The 18873-nt window shown below is 64.6% G+C and carries 18 protein-coding genes; 12 read left to right on the top strand and 6 right to left on the bottom strand.

The genetic code is table 11. From position 1 onward, the window contains the following. Positions 1 to 92: 92 nt before the first annotated feature. A complete protein-coding gene (locus NKI66_RS00090) occupies positions 93 to 1268 on the top strand; it encodes a DUF930 domain-containing protein (protein WP_023811038.1) in 1176 nt (391 codons plus the stop codon). Here the strand turns inward: NKI66_RS00090 and NKI66_RS00085 are convergent. Both NKI66_RS00085 and NKI66_RS00080 read right to left on the bottom strand, forming a co-directional pair. Next, positions 1265 to 1939, bottom strand: coding sequence for an HAD family hydrolase (locus tag NKI66_RS00085; RefSeq protein ID WP_023811039.1), 675 nt, complete (start codon positions 1937 to 1939; stop codon positions 1265 to 1267). The two genes, NKI66_RS00090 and NKI66_RS00085, sit on opposite strands and share 4 nt — an antisense overlap. Before the next feature lie 93 nt (positions 1940 to 2032). Continuing rightward, positions 2033 to 2674: a hypothetical protein gene (locus tag NKI66_RS00080; protein ID WP_023811040.1), complete on the bottom strand. Its 642-nt coding sequence runs from the start codon at positions 2672 to 2674 to the stop codon at positions 2033 to 2035. 195 nt (positions 2675 to 2869) lie between these two features. On the opposite strand from NKI66_RS00080, the gene NKI66_RS00075 reads away from it, so the two are divergent. From NKI66_RS00075 to ptsP, 5 genes are all read left to right on the top strand, one after another. Then, positions 2870 to 3307: a transcriptional regulator GutM gene (locus tag NKI66_RS00075; protein WP_023811041.1), complete on the top strand. Its 438-nt coding sequence runs from the start codon at positions 2870 to 2872 to the stop codon at positions 3305 to 3307. A gap of 88 nt (positions 3308 to 3395) precedes the next feature. After that, positions 3396 to 4157 (top strand): PTS glucitol/sorbitol transporter subunit IIC, encoded by a 762-nt coding sequence (srlA, locus tag NKI66_RS00070; RefSeq protein ID WP_013529328.1) that lies wholly within the window; start codon positions 3396 to 3398, stop codon positions 4155 to 4157. A 16-nt stretch (positions 4158 to 4173) separates the two neighbouring features. Beyond that, a complete protein-coding gene (srlE, locus tag NKI66_RS00065; RefSeq protein WP_023811043.1) occupies positions 4174 to 5175 on the top strand; it encodes a PTS glucitol/sorbitol transporter subunit IIB in 1002 nt (333 codons plus the stop codon). Between the two features lie 108 nt (positions 5176 to 5283). Beyond that, positions 5284 to 5664 (top strand): PTS glucitol/sorbitol transporter subunit IIA, encoded by a 381-nt coding sequence (locus tag NKI66_RS00060; RefSeq protein ID WP_023811044.1) that lies wholly within the window; start codon positions 5284 to 5286, stop codon positions 5662 to 5664. 55 nt (positions 5665 to 5719) lie between these two features. Next, positions 5720 to 7699 carry a phosphoenolpyruvate--protein phosphotransferase gene (ptsP, locus tag NKI66_RS00055; protein ID WP_023811045.1) on the top strand — a complete coding sequence of 660 codons (1980 nt, stop codon included), beginning with the start codon at positions 5720 to 5722 and terminating at the stop codon, positions 7697 to 7699. A 14-nt stretch (positions 7700 to 7713) separates the two neighbouring features. Here ptsP and NKI66_RS00050 read toward each other — a convergent pair whose 3' ends face one another. Next, on the bottom strand, positions 7714 to 8517 hold the full coding sequence (locus NKI66_RS00050) for a hypothetical protein (protein ID WP_023811046.1): 804 nt from the start codon (positions 8515 to 8517) through the stop codon (positions 7714 to 7716). Between the two features lie 159 nt (positions 8518 to 8676). On the opposite strand from NKI66_RS00050, the gene NKI66_RS00045 reads away from it, so the two are divergent. Beyond that, positions 8677 to 9687: a sugar-binding transcriptional regulator gene (locus NKI66_RS00045; protein WP_023811047.1), complete on the top strand. Its 1011-nt coding sequence runs from the start codon at positions 8677 to 8679 to the stop codon at positions 9685 to 9687. Here NKI66_RS00045 and NKI66_RS00040 read toward each other — a convergent pair. The 3 genes from NKI66_RS00040 to NKI66_RS00030 are packed head-to-tail and all read right to left on the bottom strand — an operon-like array spanning position 9674 to position 12847. Further along, entirely contained in the window at positions 9674 to 10525 is an 852-nt protein-coding gene (locus tag NKI66_RS00040) for a TIGR01459 family HAD-type hydrolase (RefSeq protein ID WP_023811048.1), read from the bottom strand. The two genes, NKI66_RS00045 and NKI66_RS00040, sit on opposite strands and share 14 nt — an antisense overlap. Beyond that, entirely contained in the window at positions 10522 to 11796 is a 1275-nt protein-coding gene (locus NKI66_RS00035) for an FGGY-family carbohydrate kinase (RefSeq protein WP_031213187.1), read from the bottom strand. Before NKI66_RS00035 ends, NKI66_RS00040 begins: the two co-directional genes overlap by 4 nt. A 7-nt stretch (positions 11797 to 11803) precedes the next feature. Next, positions 11804 to 12847: a class II aldolase/adducin family protein gene (locus tag NKI66_RS00030; RefSeq protein WP_023811050.1), complete on the bottom strand. Its 1044-nt coding sequence runs from the start codon at positions 12845 to 12847 to the stop codon at positions 11804 to 11806. Between the two features lie 192 nt (positions 12848 to 13039). On the opposite strand from NKI66_RS00030, the gene NKI66_RS00025 reads away from it, so the two are divergent. The 5 genes from NKI66_RS00025 to NKI66_RS00005 all read left to right on the top strand — a co-directional run bounded on the left by NKI66_RS00025 (position 13040) and on the right by NKI66_RS00005 (position 18744). Continuing rightward, positions 13040 to 13816, top strand: coding sequence for a DeoR/GlpR family DNA-binding transcription regulator (locus tag NKI66_RS00025; RefSeq protein ID WP_023811051.1), 777 nt, complete (start codon positions 13040 to 13042; stop codon positions 13814 to 13816). Further along, positions 13813 to 15192 carry an FGGY-family carbohydrate kinase gene (locus tag NKI66_RS00020; protein WP_023811052.1) on the top strand — a complete coding sequence of 460 codons (1380 nt, stop codon included), beginning with the start codon at positions 13813 to 13815 and terminating at the stop codon, positions 15190 to 15192. The genes NKI66_RS00025 and NKI66_RS00020 overlap by 4 nt, the downstream gene beginning before the upstream one ends. Continuing rightward, positions 15189 to 16733: a sugar ABC transporter ATP-binding protein gene (locus NKI66_RS00015; RefSeq protein WP_023811053.1), complete on the top strand. Its 1545-nt coding sequence runs from the start codon at positions 15189 to 15191 to the stop codon at positions 16731 to 16733. The genes NKI66_RS00020 and NKI66_RS00015 overlap by 4 nt, the downstream gene beginning before the upstream one ends. Further along, positions 16730 to 17728: an ABC transporter permease subunit gene (locus tag NKI66_RS00010; RefSeq protein ID WP_352611812.1), complete on the top strand. Its 999-nt coding sequence runs from the start codon at positions 16730 to 16732 to the stop codon at positions 17726 to 17728. The genes NKI66_RS00015 and NKI66_RS00010 overlap by 4 nt, the downstream gene beginning before the upstream one ends. Positions 17729 to 17805: 77 nt before the next feature. Continuing rightward, on the top strand, positions 17806 to 18744 hold the full coding sequence (locus tag NKI66_RS00005) for an ABC transporter substrate-binding protein (protein ID WP_023811054.1): 939 nt from the start codon (positions 17806 to 17808) through the stop codon (positions 18742 to 18744). The last annotated feature ends 129 nt before the right edge of the window (positions 18745 to 18873 follow it).

Here is an 18873-nt window from a genome sequence, read left to right as displayed (position 1 = left end):
CGTCATCCGATCACCAACCTGTCAGCGGTTAAATCAAGCCAATCCACTACCTATGCTTGAAGCCGCCGCCATTTCATTCCACATCGGTGCGGATGAAGGGCGAAACAGGAGAACGGCGGCGGCATCTGCTGTGGGCTTTGCCCGCATCGCTGATCCTGCATGCACTCATCGCGGCGTTTCTGGTCTATGGCCTGCCGAGACCCGAGCAGCAGCCGGCTCAGCAGGAACAGCCCGTCAATGTCGCGATCGTGCCCCCGCCCGAAAAGCCCAAGCCGAAACCTGCTCCAAAGCCACCGGAGCCGACACCTGAAAAGAAGGCTGAAAAGCCGCCTGAACAAAAGCCGCCTCCGGAACCGCCGAAACCGCCAGACGACCAGGTTTTGAAGCGCGTTTTCCAGTACGGCCAGAAAGATACCGGGCCGGAGAAATCGCTCGACGGAAGCAGCGCTAAACCCAACACGCCGTCGCCGGCCAAGGATGAGGCGCCGAAGCCGCCTGTAGCACCGACACCCGCGCCGACCCAGCCCGCCCCGGCTGCAACGCCACAGCAGAAGGCAGAGCCCAGCAAGTCTGACGAGAAGCCAGCCACCGTTGCGCCGGACGAAAAGCCCGCGCAAAGCGAGGAGAAGCAGGCGACCGAGGACACCGACAAACAGCAGCCGGACAAACAGGAACCCGCACCGCAACCCGACGAAAAGCAAGCCGTCGTGACGCCAAAGCCATTGACGGCTGAGACCGGTGACAAGCCGGCGCCTCCAGCCTCGACCGAAAAGGCAAAGCCCAAAGCCAAACCTGCCAAGACAATGACGTTCAAACCCGCAAAAGCTTTCAAAGCGCCGAGCGGGAATGCTGGAAGGTCAAATCCCACCAACAACGCCCTTGCGGGATCACCGATCTATTCCGGCCTTCCTGGCGTCAGAAAGCTTTACTCGCAAGGGGCAACCGGCAATGCGTTCGCTACAAGCTCCATGGAGAATGTGCCGCGCGGTCAGCGCGTGGCCACCCTTTGCGGCAACGTTCTGAGCCGGGAATTGCAAACTGCCGACTATACGGTCAAATGGGTGCCAACCATCACGCTGGACAAAGGCAATGTTCTCAATCCTCCGCAGGCCGCCTTCAGCACCAGAAACGCCTGGTATAACCTAAATTTCCGATGCGAAGTCGACGCCGATGCGACCAAGGTCCTGTCCTTCAACTTCCGTGTGGGCTCATTGGTGCCGCCTGGCGAATGGGCCAGCCGTGGATTCACAAAGTATCGCCTAAACTAGGCCGGCACACCAAACCTAGCCAATTGCCGGCTAACTTCTTGCCAGTCGGCGCAGACGAAATCGGCACCGGCAGCTGTCAGCCGCGCGGCGTGCTCGGCATAGGTATGGCCGCCGCCGGTGTAGCCGATCGCCGTCATGCCGGCGGCGACAGCGCCCTGGATGCCGAAGGGCGAGTCCTCGATGACGATGCAGTCAACGGGATTGGCGCCGATCTTGTCCGCCGCGAAGAGGAAGATGTCCGGCGCGGGCTTGCCGTTCTTGACCATCGAGGAGCTGTAGATCGCGTCGCCGAAGAAACGCGCCAGCCCGGTCACGGCAAGGCTGTGGTTTATGCGCTCGACGGAGGAGGACGAGGCGACACAGCGGTCGCCCGCAAGCGTCGCGAGAAACGCAGTGATTCCCGGTGTCGGCTTCAATTCCTGCGAGAACAGCACCTTGGTCTCGGCCCAGATGTCGCCGTCCGCCGCCGCCGGAAATTGGTGCCCGGTCAATTCCTTGATCCTGGCGATGATATCGGACTGCTTCATGCCGACGCATTGGGCGATGATGCTGGTGTTGACACCGGGCATGCCGTGCTTTTCGTAGACGCGCTCATAGGCGCGGGCGGCCAGCGGCTCGCTGTCGACAAGAACGCCGTCGCAATCGAAAATAATAGGCCTTGGTCGCGCCACGCGTTTCCCTCTCGAGTCAATTTTCGCACATCGCTATCGGCAAAAAGTCAAATGTTCAATAGCGCGTGCGTTTTGGGGGCGCGAAGAGCGGGCTCAAAGCTGGCGCAACGCATCGCTCGCACGGGAAGACCCGAGCGCCCGTTGCATGGCTTGCCGGGACTGCGCGCGATCTGGGGTGATCCAGTTCGGTTCGGCGCCGAGAAAGCGGTCGAGGAAAGCCACCGCATAGGCCGGCATCTCGGTCACATTCTCGCGATAGGACCACCATGTGCGCAAATCGTCGGCGCATTTGTCGATGCCGGGTGCCGTGCCGAATTCCTGCTCGTGGATCGCCGAAATCACCGAGACGCAGTAGTTGGTGTAGAGGAAACCCTCCGGCCAGAAGCGGACGATTTCCAGCGTGCCGGCGTTCGTTTCCGTCTCGATCAGTTGGGTGAGGCCGGATATTTCTTTTGCCGGCGCCTGTTTTATCAACTCGCGCAGCACGAGGCCGGCGGCAAAGACGATGAAGTCGGCGCGGTCGATCGCGGCGAAGCGCTTCTGCGCTTCCATGATCTCGACCCAGTCGAGAAAGGCTCTGGTGAGCTTGGCCTCGTCGATCTCGAAGCGCACGCCGAACGTGTCCGAGACCACCTTGGCGCTGCCGCGAAAGGTGGCGCGGAACCAGCGCAGCTGCCGCAGCCGATGGCGAAGATCCGGCATCAAGGCCAGCTCGTCCCTGAAGGGCAGCTCCATGTTCCTCGTATCCTGTTTCCCGGTCAGCCTAGCACAACAGCGCCACGGCCGAAATCGGTCAGCGCCCTTGTAGATGACCGCAGCCGAGGCCAATATCATACATATTGACATTCTCGGAAACAAATGTTCTCACTTTGCTGTTGTCACGCGCCGGTCCAAGGTGCGGTTCAACTGAGGCTTCGGGAGGAGAACCGAATGGCGATTTGGCAGTGGGGACTGCTTCTGCTGGTTATCGTGTGGGCGCTGCAGTCGCTCGGCGTCTGGCTGCAGATGCGGCACTATTCGGATGTCTTCAGGGGCGTCACCGACCAGTACAAGGATGGCTTCGTCGGAGCCGGCAATTTTCGCGGCCGGTTGGCCAAGGGCACCATCGCGCTCGTCGTGGTGACGCCTGATCTGGTCGTGCGCCGCCTGATGGTGATGAGCGGCCGTTCCGTCTTCACCAAATTCAAAAGACATGAAGAATTCGAGGGTGTTCCCCTCGATAAACTCCGGTCCAACCCTGCAATCATGGGGGAGGGGGAACCCGGTGTGGCCGAGGCCGTGAAACGGGCGATCGAGCAGATCGACAAGACACGGTCGGAGCCGGGGAAGAAGCCGGGCCTGTCCGGCTTGAACATAGCAAGGGCTTAGGGCCGCAGGATTTCGGGCTCTAAATCAAAGGGATAGAGGACGCCGCGCACCGACTGGGATCAACCGGCGGGTGGCATAAGGAGGAGAAATGTCTGTATTTTCGTTGTTGGCGCAGCATGCCGACATGGCCGTGCACAATCTGCATGTCGCAGGTGCCATGGTCTCGGATGCCGCATTGCATGGCAAGCTCGCAGTCGAGCATGCCTCCGACCATCTCGTTGTCCTCGCACAAGCGGACAGCGGACCGATCACCGTCGATCAGTTCAAGGAAAAGCTGAAGGACGTCCAGCAGGAAGAGCAGCTCGGCTGGCTGACCGCCATCGGCAAGTACTTCATCGGCATCTTCCAGAAGGGCGGCGAGGTCTTCGCCGGCTTCGTCACCGGCATCATCCCGACGCTGGTGGTGCTGATGACGGCCTTCTACGCCGTCACCGAACTGGTCGGCGAAGAGCGCGTGCATGGCCTGGCGCGCGGCGCCGGCCGGATCGCGCTGACGCGCTACACGCTGTTGCCGCTGCTGGCGGTGTTCTTCCTCACCAATCCGATGGCCTATACGTTCGGATCGTTCCTGGAAGAAAAGCACAAGCCGGCCTTCTATGACGCGGCCGTGTCCTATGTGCACCCGCCGCTCGGCCTGTTCCCGCACATCAATCCCGGCGAGTATTTTGTCTGGGGCGGCATTCTCGTTGCGCTGCTGGAGCTGGAAAAGAAGGGCGTCGTCGTTGCCGGTTACCACGTCAAGGTGGCGATCTGGTACGCAATCGTCGGTCTCGTCGTCATCCTGCTCAAGGGCATGCTGACCGAACGCATCACCGCCATCATGGCACGCCGCCAGGGCGTCGAGCTGTAAGGGCGGGGAGGACATCATGGCCAAGACATATAAAGCCGTACGCATCTCCCGGGGCAAGACCGGTTGGGGTGGCCCGCTCGTGATCGAGCCGACCGAACAGCGCAGCAAGGTTGTTTCCGTCACCGGTGGTGGCATCCACCCGGTGGCACAGCTTATTGCCGACATGACCGGTGGCGAAGCCGTCGACGGCTTCAGGGCGCCGCCGATCGAAAGCGAGATGGCGGTGGTGGTCGTCGATTGCGGCGGCACCGCACGATGCGGCGTCTATCCGCGCAAGCGCATCCCGACCGTCAATCTGACGCCGGTCGGTCAATCGGGGCCGCTGGCCCAGTTCATCACCGAGGACATCTACGTTTCGGGCGTGAAGCCGGCCAACATCACAATGGCGGACGGATCCGAAACGGTCACGACTGCAGGGGGAGCAGCAGCGATGAGTTCAAGCAACAATGCGGCCGCGGCACCACAGCCGCTGCCGAGCGAGGGTGGGCTGATCGGCCTCATCAGCACGATCGGCCGGGTCATGGGACGTATCGTCGGCATCTTCTTCAATGCCGGCCGCCGCACCATCGACCAGGTCATCCGCAACGTGCTGCCGTTCATGGCCTTCGTGACCATGCTCATCGGTCTGATCCTGTATACCGGCATCGGCGATGTGCTGGCGCAGCCGATGGGTCCGCTGGCCAACAACATCGTCGGCCTGCTGATCATCTCGGCGATCTGCGGCCTGCCGTTCCTGTCGCCCATTCTCGGGCCAGGCGCTGTCATCGCGCAGGTCATCGGCGTCGCCATCATCGGCCCGCAGATCGCCAACGGCACGATTTCGCCGGCAATGGCACTGCCGGCGCTGTTTGCCTACAATACCCAGGTGGGCTGCGACTTCGTCCCCGTCGGCCTGGCGCTCGGTGAGGCCAAGCCGAAGACGATCGAAATCGGCGTTCCGGCGGTGCTCATCAGCCGCCAGATCATGGGGCCGGTCTCGGTGCTGATCGCCTGGGTCGTCAGCCTGATCGTGTTCTAAGGCAACTCTGGGAAAAGCGCATAATGCTTTCCCTTGGAAATTGCGTCAAAACAAAGAGTTAGAGCGGTTCACCGCTCTAGGGAAAGTTGAGAAAATGAGGTTCGCCATATGACGGTTCTGTTGAGAACACGGGTCACTGCCATCGGCCCCGAAGTGGCGGACCTTGCCGAAGGGGGCGTGGTCATCCTGTTTGCGGATGGCTCGCCGCCGGAGCTTGCCGAGGTTTCGGTGCTCCACAAGGCGGAGCAGGGACCAAGTGACGGAGCGCCCGCCAAGGGCGCTTCGATCACCCTCGGCCCGGTTGTCGCTGTTATCACAGCGGTCGGCTCCAGCGCGTGGAGCAAGGTGCTGGAAATGGGCCATGTCGTCATCTCGTTCAACGGCGCTACCGAGGCCGAGAGGCCGGGCGAGATCTGTGCGTCGCAAGTCGACCCGCAAGCGCTGGTGGCCGCCCTGAAGACCGGCGCAATCATCACCATCGCCGCCTGACAGCATTCGCGCCGTGGCCTATGTTGGGAGCGGCGCCCAAAACCAGAGTATTGCCATGGAACGCTCGACCATCGTCAGAGTGCATGAAGGTTTGCACGCCCGTCCCGCGACGCGGTTCGTGAAGCTCGCCAAGGGCTTCGAATCCGACGTCGAACTGGTCAAGGACGGCAAGGCGGTCAGCGCCAAGAGTTCGGTCAAGCTGATGCTGCTGGCGGTCAAGGAGAACCAGGAAGTCACGGTGCGGGCGAATGGCGCCGATGCCATCGAGGCACTCGAGGCGCTGATCGGCTATCTCGAGAATCCGCGGGCCGGCCTCGATGATGAAGCGGAGGCGCAGAGCCCGGCGAACGATGCCGGGCAGGAAGCGGCACCCGCGCCCGGATCCGTGCCGGCGGCACCTGACGGGGCAAACCGCCTGCGTGGCGTGGCCGCCAGCGAAGGTTTCGCCATCGGCCCGGCCTTTGCGCATTTTCCACCCGATATCGCCGGACAGGGCCGCGTGTTGCGGGCCGAGGAGATAGAAGGCGAGATCGACAGGTTCCGCACGGCCGTCGGCGCGGTCCAGGCCCGTATGGATAATGCGTTGGCGCAGGACAGCCTGTCGGCTGGAGACCGCGGCATCGTCGCCGCGCTCAGGGATATCGCCGCCGACGATAGCCTGACTGGTGAGGCCGAGGGCCTGATCAAGGGCGGCAATGACGCGGTCTCCGCCGTCATCACCGCCGCCTCCACCATTGCCGCCGAATTCAGCGCGGTCGACGATCACTATCTCAACGCGCGGGCGGATGACGTTCATGCGGTCGGGCGGCAGATCTGCCTCGTGTTGCTGGGCCAAGACGATGTCAGCCTCGAAAACATACCCGAAGGGGCTATCCTGATTGCCGATGACATCGGCGCCTGGGATCTGGCACGCGCGCCGCTGAAGCGTATCGGCGGCGTGGTGTGCGGCCATGGCGGCGCCACCTCGCACATCGCCATCATCGCGCGCTCGCACGGCATTCCGGCAGTGCTCGGCCTCGGCGGCCAGGTCAATGCCTTGCGCACCGCGCGAGACGTCGCGCTCGACGGCAATGCCGGCCATGTGATCATCGACCCCGACGAGGCGACCCGTGCCGATTTCGCCGGCCGCGTCGAAGCGGCGGCAAAGGAGCGCGCCGGCCTGACCATCTTCAAGACGGTGACGCCGAAGCTCGCCGACGGCAGGATCATCGAGGTCGCGGCCAATATCGGCTCACTCGAGGAAATCGAAGCGGCGCAAGAGGCTGGTGCCATGGGCATCGGCCTGTTCCGCACCGAGCTTTTGTTCATGCGCCATATGCATCTGCCCTCGGAAGACATGCAGGCCGAGACCTATGCGGCGCTGGCCAAGGCTTTTGCGCCTTATCCGGTCATTGTACGCACGCTCGACATCGGCGGTGACAAGCCGATTGCCGGCATCGAATTTCCCGACGAGGAAAACCCCTTCCTCGGCTGGCGCGGCATCCGCATGTGTCTCGACCGGCCCGACATCTTCAAGCGCCAACTGCGGGCGCTGCTGCGCGCAGCCGTGCACGGCAACATCAAGGTGATGCTGCCGATGGTGTCCGACCTCTCGGAGGTCAGGCAGACGCGCGTGCTGGTTGACGAATGCACGGCCGAGCTGAAAGCCGAAGGCGTGCCGCATGCGACCTTCGATCTCGGCGTAATGATCGAAACCCCGGCCGCCGTGCTGATCGCCCCGACGCTGGCCAAGGAGGTCGCTTTCTTCTCGATCGGCACCAACGATCTGACCCAGTACATCATGGCCGCGGACCGGCTCAATCCGACCGTCGCCAAGCTCAACGATGTCACCAATCCAGCCGTCATGTCGGCGATCGAAATGACGGCAAAAGCCGGCGTCGCCGCCGGTATCATGGTCGGCATGTGCGGTGAGGCGGCCGGCCGTCCGGATCTCATTGCGACATTTGTGAAGATGGGGCTGACCGAACTCTCGATGAGCCCGGCTTCCATCCAGCGCGCCAAGAAAGCGATCATGGCCATGGCCGCTGAAGGCTAGCCCAGGCCGGCCAACTACGGCAGATGGGCAAGCAAGGTGGCGAACACCGGTGTCAGTTCAGCGATCGGGTTTGCCTTGGCGCAGGCCTGAACGATGCGGTCGTGGCGAATATCCGCCGCCAGTATCGCGATCTCCAGCATATCCGGCTCCGGCGCGCCGTCCCTGCCGGCGGTCGCCAGGCCGCAGGCCAAAGCGAGCGGTGCCAGGCAGCTTACGTCAAGCGCGCTGCTGCCCACCACCGCCGGCGTTTCGGACATCGTTTCGGCAAAGCGGACCGGACGCTGGCCGAGGCACTCGACCAGCAGCGCCGAACAGGTGGCCGCGATTGCCTGCAGTCCGGCACCTGGCGCGGCCAACGCGGCCAGCAGATCGCCATGCCGCTTGCGCATCGTGGCATGGACGGCCGCGAAATCGGCTTCGTGGATGCGGGCATTGTCGATGTTCAGGCCGGCAAGAACCGCCTTGGTCAGATAATACATATCGCGCCGGAACAGGCGTTCGGCGTCCAGTTGGCGATCCTCGTTGCCGACCGGGAAATAGGTGCCGAGGCCCTTCACCGTCGTGCCGTCCACCTTGATCGGGCGCTCATGCGGGACGAAAGCTTCAGCGATCGACAGCGCTTCGTCGACGGCACTCGCGGCATGGCTGAGCAGGCCTTCGATGCCCTTGCCTGGAAACGGCGGCAGATGGCTGGTTGCTTCGCGCAGGATGCTGGCATCGCCGCTGCCGTCATGGCGGCTCTGGCGGATGATTTCGCGGACTTCCCGCAGCCGGTCCTTCAGATTGACGCGGACATCTTCGGAGATTTGTCGGAGCATCGCGGATCGCCTTGAAATTTGCTGCGGATAGCCGCCAACCGGGGCAGCCGCCACTCTCTACATTGTTCCTATCGATTGGTAGATCAATAGGCGATACTAGACCAGCATGCAGAATCGGCGGCAGCGCGCTCGTCCGTCGCCGCAGGGGGAGAGACAGACTTGGGCAGACGACGACAGGGCGAAAGCGAAGACGGTCGAGGCGAGGCAACCGAGCAGGTCGCCAGCGAAAGCCGGACGGATCGCCTCAGGATTCGCGCCGCCTGGATGTATTTCGTCGAACAGATGACGCAGAACGAGATCGCCGACGTGCTCGGCGTCGGTCGCGTCACCATCGTGCGCATGCTGGCGGATGCCCGGGCGCGCAACGAAGTGAAGATCACCATCGAGAGCGAATTGTCGGAAATCGTGCGGCTTGAGCGCGCGCTGGAGAAGACGTTCGGGCTGCAGCAGGCGCTGGTGGCGCCGCTTTCGGCACCCGATGCCGATCCGATACCAGCGATCAGCGCCAAGACCGGCAGTTTCCTGTCGGACACGATGAAGTCCGGGATGCGGGTCGGCGTCGGCTGGGGGCAGACGCTGTTCTCGAGCCTGCCCTTCATCAGCGCCAAGTCGCTCACCGATTTCAAGGTGATTTCGCTGCTTGGCGGTGTCGGCGTCGTGCGCCGGGTCAACCCAGCCGAGTTCGCCTGGCGCTTCGCTCAGATATTCCAGGGCGACGGCTATCTGATGCCGACACCAGCCGTCGTCGACAGCGTCGAGACCAAGATCGCACTGATCGAGCGCTGCGGCCTGCAGGAGATTTTCGAGATGGCCGACGTGCTCGATGCCGTTCTGCTGAGCGTCGGCGGGATCGCCTCGGCCACCACCTTCTCTCGTGGCGGCTTCCTCAAGGAGGCGGATCGGGAGGCCCTGCTTGCGCGTGGCGCCGTGGGTGACCTCCTGTTCCATTTCTTCGACCGCAACGGCGATCTGGTCGACCATCCCGTCAACAGCCACGTGATGTCGGTGGATGTCGACCGTCTGCGCAAGGCACCGATCCGTATCCTCACTTCCGGTGGCGAGGAGAAAACCGAAGCGCTGCTCGGCGCCATGACCCTCATTGCCCCAACCATCCTGATCACCGACGAGGAGAGCGCGCGGCGCATGCTGGAAGCGGTCAGCGGAAGCTGAAGCTGTCCGTGATGTAGTCCGGCCAGGCCTGCTGTTCGTCGAAAACAGCGGCGAGATCCGGTGTGTCCGCCAGTATTCCGCTCAGCACCAGCGCGGTGGCGATGCCGGTGCTGTTTCCGCCCGATATATCGTGTTCGACGCTGTCGCCGACACAGACCACGGTGCCACGGTCCGGCTCGCCGGCCAGCGCCAGCGCGGCGTCGAAAATCGCCTTGTCGGGCTTGCCGATTCGGGTAACGCTGCCGCCCAGGCTTTCATAGAGATCGGCCAGACGGCCGGCGCCGAAGCGAGGGCCAACGGCCGTCAGCATGATGATGTCGGGATTGGTGCAGAAACACGGCACCCGCCGCTCTGCGGCCGGCGCGAACAGCCTGCGATAATGGTCGAGGTCAAAGCGGTCACCCTCGCTGGCCGCGATCAGCACCAGTTCGGCCTCATCGCCGGACCCGGTCAGCACAAAAGGCAGGCCCTCGATCGCGGAGCGGTCAGCTTCACGGCTGATCAGCAGGCATTTTGTCCCTGGGCGCAGCTTCCCCGACGTCGCCATCTCCCTAAAGGATCGCCACGCCACCTCGCCGGAAGAAACGAAATGATCCCAGCTTCCCGCTTCGAAGCCGAGTTTTATGAGCCGGCTTTCATTGGGTCGTGCCCGCCTGCCGGAGTTCGAAACCAGCACCACGGTCTTGCCGGCGCGCTTCAGCGCCGACAGCGCTGCCACCGCGCCCGGATAGGGCCGTGTGCCGTCATGCAGCACGCCGAACTGGTCGAGCAGGAACACGTCGTAGCGCTCCGCCAGCGGCCCGATGCCGTCGAGACGTTCGATCGTTTTCGCGCTCATAGGAGTCCTGCCCGGCTTGCACCCATCAGCGCCAGCCGCGCCGTGCCGGCGGCGGCCTCGTCGGAAAGCGCGGGCAGGAAATCGACGCCGAGCCTGCGCCGCCGGATTGCCGTCCAGGCTGGGTTCGCCGCCCCGCCTCCGACGCTCCTGACCGATATCAGCGCGGGCGCGCCGAGTTCGGCAAGCCTGTCATAGCCGAGCGCTTCGATCGCGGCGATGCCTTCGAACATCGCTTTCAGATAATCGGCGTCGTCCGCCGGCCGGGGTGCAAGGCGAGGCGGCAGCGCCGGATCGGCGATCGGAAATCGTTCGCCCGTGGCGGGAAGCGGATAGTAATCGAGGCCGGTGTCGGTCTCCGGGTCGATTTTTGCGCTGAGTTCGATGATACGGGCGAGCGGAAAATGCTGAGCCAGCACCTTGCCGCCGGAATTCGACGCACCGCCTGCCAGCCAGGCGTTGCCGAGCCGGTGGCTGTAGATGCCGAAGCGCGGCGCCGAAATCGGCCGGTCGGACAGGATCTTGATGGTCAGCGAGGATCCCAGCGCGGTGACGCCGTCGCCGATCGCGGCAGCACCGGTCGCCAGGAACGAGGCGCAGCCATCCGTGGTTCCGGCGACGACGGCCACATCGCGCGGCAAGCCGAACAGTTCCCCGGCTTCCGCGGTGAGGGCGCCGGTGACTTCGCCCGGCTCGACCACGCGCGGCAGCAACTCCACGCGCATTCCGGTCGCGGCGATCCATTCCGGCCAGCGGCGGGCCTCGACATCATAGCCTGTCTTCAGGGCATTGTTCTCGTCGCTGACGTCGAAGCGGCCGGAGAAGTTTCCGGCAATCCAGTCGGCCTGATGCAGCACCGCCGCAATGCCCGGCAGATGCTGGAAGCGCAGGGCCTTGGCGAGGCCGGATGTCGCTCCGTGCGCTGCACTTGCAGCCGGCGCGGTGCGGTCGATCGCGGCCAGAATGTCGTCGTCATCGACCTTGTCGTTGTACATCAGCGGTTCGGCCAGCGGCCGCCCGGCGACGTCGACCGGCAGCAGCGTGCCGGAGGTGCCGTCGATGGCGATGGCGCGGACCGCCGTGCGGTCGATGCCGGAAAGCAGGTCCGTCAGCACCGCCTTGACCGCTTGCCACCATGCCGTGGGGGCTCGGTCATCGCGGCCAAACCTGTCGAGTGGAACGGCCGAATGCCCGGCTATGGAAAAATCCGGGCGCATGGCGACGGCGCGCGCACCTGATGTGCCTAGGTCGATGCCGATGACAAGTGGCATCATGTCCATGCTAGCCGCCAGCCGCGTTGAGCTTCTGGCGATATTGCTCGGCGTCCCAGTTGACCAGCTCGTCATTCTCGGAAGCGGTGAGATAGTTCAGCCGTGCGGCGACGTCGATGCGCGCCGTCACGTCGGCGAGGCAGCGTTGCATGGCATCGGCGCCGGCACTGGCGTCGCCGCGCATCAGCACGCCTGCGCCGGGAAACAGGATCGCCGCAGGCGACGTGTCCAGTCGTGCAATGACATCGGCCACCGCCTCGCCTGGTTTCGCCACGATGGAGCCCTGGCCGAGGAAGATGACGTGGTCCGGATAGAGGCTGCCGGCCTGCGCCATGCGGCGGCTCTCAGGGTCGAGCGCAACCGCATGCGCTTCGACATCGGCCGGCAATCTGTAGAAGCTGCCGCCGGCAAGCGCCGCCAAGGCATCGAGGTCGGGTGCGGCGGTCGCGCGCGCCGGCCGGGCCAGCAATGACCTGATACGGCGCAGCAGAAGCTCCGCCTCGGCGACGGTTTCGGCGGCGACGACCAGCCCGTGATTGCCAAGGATCAGCACGTCGACACCAGGCCGCAGTTTCTCGGCAATGCCGCGTGCAAGCGGCAGGCCCGGCCGGAAATAAGGCACATAGGCCCATTCGATGCCATCGAGCCGCCTGGCGACCTCGGCCTCGCCATCGGCCTGCACGGCAAGCGAGATGGTGTCGACGCAATGGACGTGAAGAACCACGCGCTGCGGCATCAGGGCGTGCACCGTGGTCTCGATCGACGGCCGCAGGCCGCGCGGGTTGAGCGCTGCAATGGTGAAACCCTGCGGCTGGTCGGCGGCGCGATCGCGCTGTTCGACGGCTCTCAGCAACGGCGCCATCGCCACCGGCACCATGATGTCATCGACCAGCGCGTCCTTCAGCCAGGTGCCGGAGGCCTTGATCCACAGCGTGTCGCCGGCTTTCAGCGAGGTGTTGCCGCCTGCCGCCTGGGTCAGATGCGGGCTCTGCCCGATGCTGGCCGAAAGCGCCCGTAAGGCCGCCAGCTCCTGCGCATCAGCTTGGGTCGCCATGGCGCTTTTCCTCCAACGGCTCGGCCGTGTCCTGCGCGAAATCCCGTTGCCGGGGTCGAATTGGCGCTGATATCGCAGATACGAGTGATCTACGTCAACAGTGATCTAGTATCATCAAAACCCGCTTGCAATCCGGCTAATGTTGAGTAAGTTGCGCCAACTGCCATGGAAATGGCATCCGGGAGGAAAGAATTGAGCGACTCCGGCCGCCAGCGTCAGATCGTCGAACTGCTGCGGGATCGTCCGTTCGCTTCGGTGCGCGAGCTGCAGGAACGGCTTGGCGTTTCGGCCGCGACGGTCAGGCGCGATATCGACAGGATCGACGAAGCCGGCGAAGCGCGGAAGGTCTATGGCGGCATCTCGGCGCTCGACGGCGCTTCCCAGGCCGGTGTCGCCTACGCCCGGCCCTATGACGAGAACCGCGACCTTGCGGTCGAGGCCAAGCGGCAGATCGCCGCTCTCGCGGCGACCATGGTGCGTGACGGCGACGCCGTCATCGTGCATGGCGGCTCGACCTGCTTCCATCTCGGGGTCAAGCTCGCCGAGCGCAACATCCGCCTCTACACCAACTCGATGCCGCTGGCGGCCTATCTCAGCGACCACGGCCATTGCAGCCTGACGGTTGCGGGCGGTGATCTGCATCGCGAACCCGGCATCATCCATTCGCTCACCCAGGCCGTGCCCTTCTACGCCTCCAAATTCTTTCTCGGCGCGCAAGGCCTTGGCCAGGAAGGCGTGATGGAATCGCACCCGCTGCTGGTACGCTCGATCTTCGATCTCAGCCTCTGCGCCGACCAGATCGTGGTGCTGGCCGATAGCCGCAAACTGTCGATCCACGCGCGCAATGTTGCGCTGCCGCTTTCCCGCATCGGCACGCTGGTCACCGACGACGGTCTCTCCGACGCCGATGCGCGCATGCTGGAGGACGCCGGCGTCATGGTGCGGATAGCCTCGGGAGCCATCCAGTGAAGGTGGCTGTCCTCGATTTCGGCAAGACCAATTCGAAGCTGTTCGTCTTCGGCCAGGACGGGCGCATTGTCGACGAGCGCCGGACCCAGCCGAAATGGGTGCGCCAAGGCGGCTTCAGCGTGCTCGACGAGGCGGCGCTCCACCATTGGGCGCTCAGCGCCGTTGCCGATGCGGTCGATGGTCATGGAGTGGAAGGGGTCATGGTCTCGGGCCATGGCTGCACCTTTGCCTTGGTCGACGAGGCGGCGCTGACGCATCCGATCCTCGATTACGAGCAAGAGCCGCCGGCCGAGATTGCCGCGCGGATCGATCGCCGCATTCCGGGCTTTGCCGAGACCTTCTCGCCGCGGTTGCCGCTGGGCTTCAACTACGGCCGCCACATGCTGTGGCTGCAGGAGGTCGAGCCCGACGCGTTCGCCGCGTCGAAATCGATCCTCGGCTATCCGCAATATTGGAGCTGGCGCCTTGGCGGACGGGCGGTCTCGGAAGTATCCTATCTCGGCTGCCATTCGCATTTGTGGGCGCCGCGCCGCCAAGATTTTTCCTCGCTGGTCGACGCGCAGGGCTGGCGTGACCGGATGCCTGCCTTCGAGCGCGCCGGCACCGTTATCGGCGAGCAGCGCCTCGGCGCTGCGGCAAGCCCGATCGCCATCCACAACGGCGTCCATGACTCGAATGCGGCGCTGCATGCCTATCGCCGGCAGGAGCTTGGCCCGGTCACCGTCGTTTCTACCGGCACCTGGGTCGTCGTGCTCAATCCGTCCTGTCCCCTCGACGCGCTCGACCGGGATCGCGACATGCTGGTCAATGTCGATGTCGGCGGCGGCCCAGTGCCGACCATCCGCTTCATGGGCGGGCGTGAATTCGCAACCATCAGCGCCGGCTGGCAAGGCGAGATCGCCGGCCCGGCGGTGCAGCGGGTGATCGATGCCGGCATCATGGCGCTGCCGAGCTTCGCGCCGGGCGGGCCGATGGCGGGGCATTCCGGCCGACTGGCGGGGCGCGCGCCCAATGTCGAGGAACGCGCGGCTACGGCGCTGCTCTACGTCGCGCTGATGGTCGATCTCTGCCTCGACCTCATCCATTCGAACAACACGGTGATCGTCGATGGCGGGCTGAATACGGGCGGTCTGCTCGCCGGACTGCTGGCGCAATTGCGTCCCGACCAGGCTTTCCTGCAGGGCGCCACGCTGGAGGGCAGTGCCACCGGTGCAGCGGCGCTCGCCTTCGAGAGCGTTGGGCGCGAATTCGCCGCCGAAGTTCCGGAGCCGGTGCGCGCGTCGCGTTTCACCGGGTTGGCAGGCTATCGCGGCAATTGGCGTGACGCCACCATGGACCGGGGCGTCGCTGGTGCGGCAGTGGGAGGCGCGCGATGAGTGCGATTGCCAAGGCCGAGACGGCGCGCCAGCCGGTGCTGGAGATGCGGCACATCTCCAAGACGTTCGGCGCGATCCGTGCCTTGCACGATGTCTCGCTCAGCGTCCATGCCGGCGAGCTGCACGCCTTGATGGGCGAGAACGGCGCCGGTAAGTCGACATTGATGAAAGTGCTTTCAGGCGCCTATCGGCCGGATGCCGGTGGCGAGATCCTGATCGACGGCATGCCGGCCGCGACCGGCGATCCGATCAAGGCGCGCGCCAGCGGCGTCGCGGTGATTTATCAGGAGCTGTCGCTGGCGCCCAATCTGACGGTGGCGCAGAACATCTTCCTCGGCAACGAGCCGCGACGCTTCGGCATCGTCGATCGTGACCAGTGCACCCGGCGCGCCAGGGAGATCATCGCGCGTCTGGGCGTCTCCTTTTCGGCCCGCGACATGGTCTCCAGCCTGTCGCTCGGCGAGCGACAATTGGTCGAGATCGCCCGCGCGCTGTCGACCAATGCGCGCATCATCGTCATGGACGAGCCGACGACGTCGCTGACCTCGCGCGAGACCGACCGGCTGTTCGAGGTCATCGCGACGCTGAAATCGCAAGGCATCGCCATCATCTACATCAGTCACCGCATGGAAGAGGTCTACCAGCTTGCCGATCGCGTCAGCGTGCTGCGCGACAGCGGTTATGTCGGTACGCTCGAACGTGCCGACCTCAGCGCCTCGCGCCTCGTCTCGATGATGGTCGGCCGCGATCTGTCGGCTTTCTACAAGAAGGATCATCGGCCGCCGGACGAAAAGCGCGCGGTGGCGCTCTCGGTGCGTGGCATGTCCGACGGCCGTCTCCTGAAAGACTGTTCGTTCGACCTGCACAAGGGCGAGGTGCTGGCGCTGGCGGGTCTGGTCGGTTCCGGCCGTACCGAGCTTGCGCGGCTGATCTTCGGCGCCGACAGGCGCGTGTCAGGCACGCTGGAACTCGACGGCAAACCTGTAACCATCGGCTCGCCGCGCGAGGCGCTCGATGCCGGCATCGCCTATCTGACCGAGGACCGCAAGGAACTCGGCCTGTTCCTCGACATGTCGATTTCCGACAACATCAGCATGGGCGTGCTGGCGCGGGATTCGCGCGCCGGCGGCTTGCGCGACTTCGCGGCCGCCGAAAGGCGCGCTTCCAAGGCCGTTGCCGGTCTCTCCATCCGCACCAGTTCGGTGCAGGCCAATGCCGGCTCGCTGTCGGGCGGCAACCAGCAGAAGGTGCTGCTCGCCCGCCTGCTCGAAACCGAGCCGAAGGTCGTCATCCTCGACGAGCCGACCCGCGGCGTCGATGTCGGGGCGAAATCGGAAATCTACCGGCTGATCGACAATCTCGCCAAACAGGGCATCGCCATCCTGATGATCTCCAGCGAACTGCCCGAGGTGATCGGCGTCGCCGACCGCGTGCTGGTGATGCGCGACGGCACGATATCGGGCGAGGTGACGGCATCGCAAGGCGAACCGCTAAGCCAGGAAAAAATCATGGAACTTGCAACGGGAGCGGCTCAGCAATGACCGACAAGGCGACCGAGATCAGCGCAGGCGGCCAGGCCACCGGCACCAGCCGACGGTTGCGCACGGCTTTCGCTGCCCTTGGCATGCTGCCGGTGCTGATCCTGCTGGCGGCCGGCTTCCAGTTCCTGAACCCGCGCTTCCTGACCGAGACCAACCTGTTGATCGTCACCCAGCAGTCGTCGATCAACATCGTGCTGGCGGCCGGCATGACCTTCGTCATCCTGACCGGCGGTATCGACCTGTCCGTCGGCGCCATCCTGGCCGCATCGGCGATGGTGGCGGTGATGGTGTCGCTGGTGCCCGACTGGGGTTTGCTCGGTGTGCCGGCGGCCATTCTGGTCGGCCTCGGCTTCGGCCTCATCAACGGGCTGCTCATCGCCTATATCAAGCTGCCGCCCTTCATCGTCACGCTGGGTTCGCTGACCGCGGTGCGCGGCGTCGCCCGCCTGCTCGGCCAGGACACCACGGTGTTCAATTCGGACCTGCCGTTCGATTTCATCGGCAACGGTTCGCTGTTCGGCATTCCGTGGCTGGTCATCATCGCGCTGTCGGTGGTGGTGCTGTCCTGGCTGGTGCTCAAGCGCACCGTGCTCGGCACCTGGATCTATGCCGTCGGCGGCAATGCCGAAGCGGCGCGGCTGACCGGCATCAAGGTGCCGCTGGTGCTGCTCTTCGTCTATGGCATTTCCGGCCTGCTGGCCGGCCTTGGCGGCGCCATGTCGGCGGCCCGGCTCTATGCCGCCAACGGGCTGCAGCTCGGGCAGTCCTATGAACTCGACGCCATTGCCGCTGTCATCCTCGGCGGCACCAGCTTCGTCGGTGGCGTCGGCTCGATCTGGGGTACGCTGATCGGCGGCCTGATCATCGCGGTGCTCTCCAACGGGCTCATCTTGGCCGGTGTCTCCGACATCTGGCAGTACATCATCAAGGGATTGGTCATCATCGTGGCGGTCGCCCTCGACCGCTACAGGCTCCAGGCAGGAGCAAGAACGTGATTGACCTTAGTCGCCGGCGTCAACGACCGGTTTCATGTAACGCACCGTGAGAGGCGCGGGGCAATCGGAGGAAAGCAATGAAGACCATCGCCAAACTGCTCTGCGGCGTCGCACTCGCGTCGCTCGCCATCGCGCCTGCTTCGGCCAAGGACCTCAATAAGGTCGGCATCTCGGTCGGCCTGCTCGGCAATCCCTTCTTCGTCGCCACCATCAAGGGCATCGAGGACGCGGCCAAGAAGATCAACCCAAAGGTCGAGGTGACCTCGGTGTCGGCCGACTATGACCTCAACAAGCAGGTCTCGCAGGTCGATTCATTCATCGCCGCCGGTGTCGACGTGATCATGCTCAATGCCGTCGACGCCAAGGCGATCGCGCCGGCGGTGAAGAAGGCACAGGCTGTGGGTATCGTCGTTGCCGCCTTCGACGTTTCGGCGCCGGGCGCCGACGTGACCGTGATGACCAACAACGTCAAGGCCGGCGAAGAGGCCTGCCAATACCTGGTCGACCACACCGGCGGCAAGGGCGACTACGTCATCCTCAACGGACCGGCATCGTCCTCGATCCTGGAGCGGGTGAAGGGCTGCAAGAACGTGCTGGCGCAGCATCCCGACATCAAGATCCTCTCCGACGACCAGAATGCCGAAGGCTCGCGCGACGGCGGCCTGAAGGTGTTCCAGTCGCTGCTCACCCGCTTCGACAAGATCGATGCGGTGTTTGCCATCAACGATCCGACGGCGATCGGCGCCCAGCTTGCCGCCAAGCAGCTCAACCGCTCGGAGTTCATCTTCACCGCCGTCGACGGCGCGCCCGATATCGAGAAGGAACTCTCCTCCGGCACCTCGATGATCAAGGCCTCGGCCTCGCAGGATCCCTATGTGATGGCCGGCCAGTCGCTGACGATGGCGGCCGAACTTCTGGCCGGCAAGAAGCCGGCGGAGCCGACCGTCCTGCTCGACCCGAAGCTCATCACGGCCGAGAACCTGAAGGACTACAAGGGCTGGACCGCAGCCCGCTAAATCCTCCCAAGGCCGGTGGGGGGGGGGGGGGGGGGCCGGGCCGCCCCGGGGGGCGCGGCGGCGCGGCGGTGGGGAGGGGGGGGGGGAGGTAATTGGGTGGTGGGGGGGGGGGGGCCGGGGGGGGGGCGG

Source organism: Mesorhizobium sp. M0518 (assembly GCF_040321125.1).
Taxonomy (GTDB): Bacteria; Pseudomonadota; Alphaproteobacteria; order Rhizobiales; family Rhizobiaceae; genus Mesorhizobium.
Note: the sequence above shows the minus strand (reverse complement) of the source record. Positions and strands in the feature narration are given on the sequence as shown.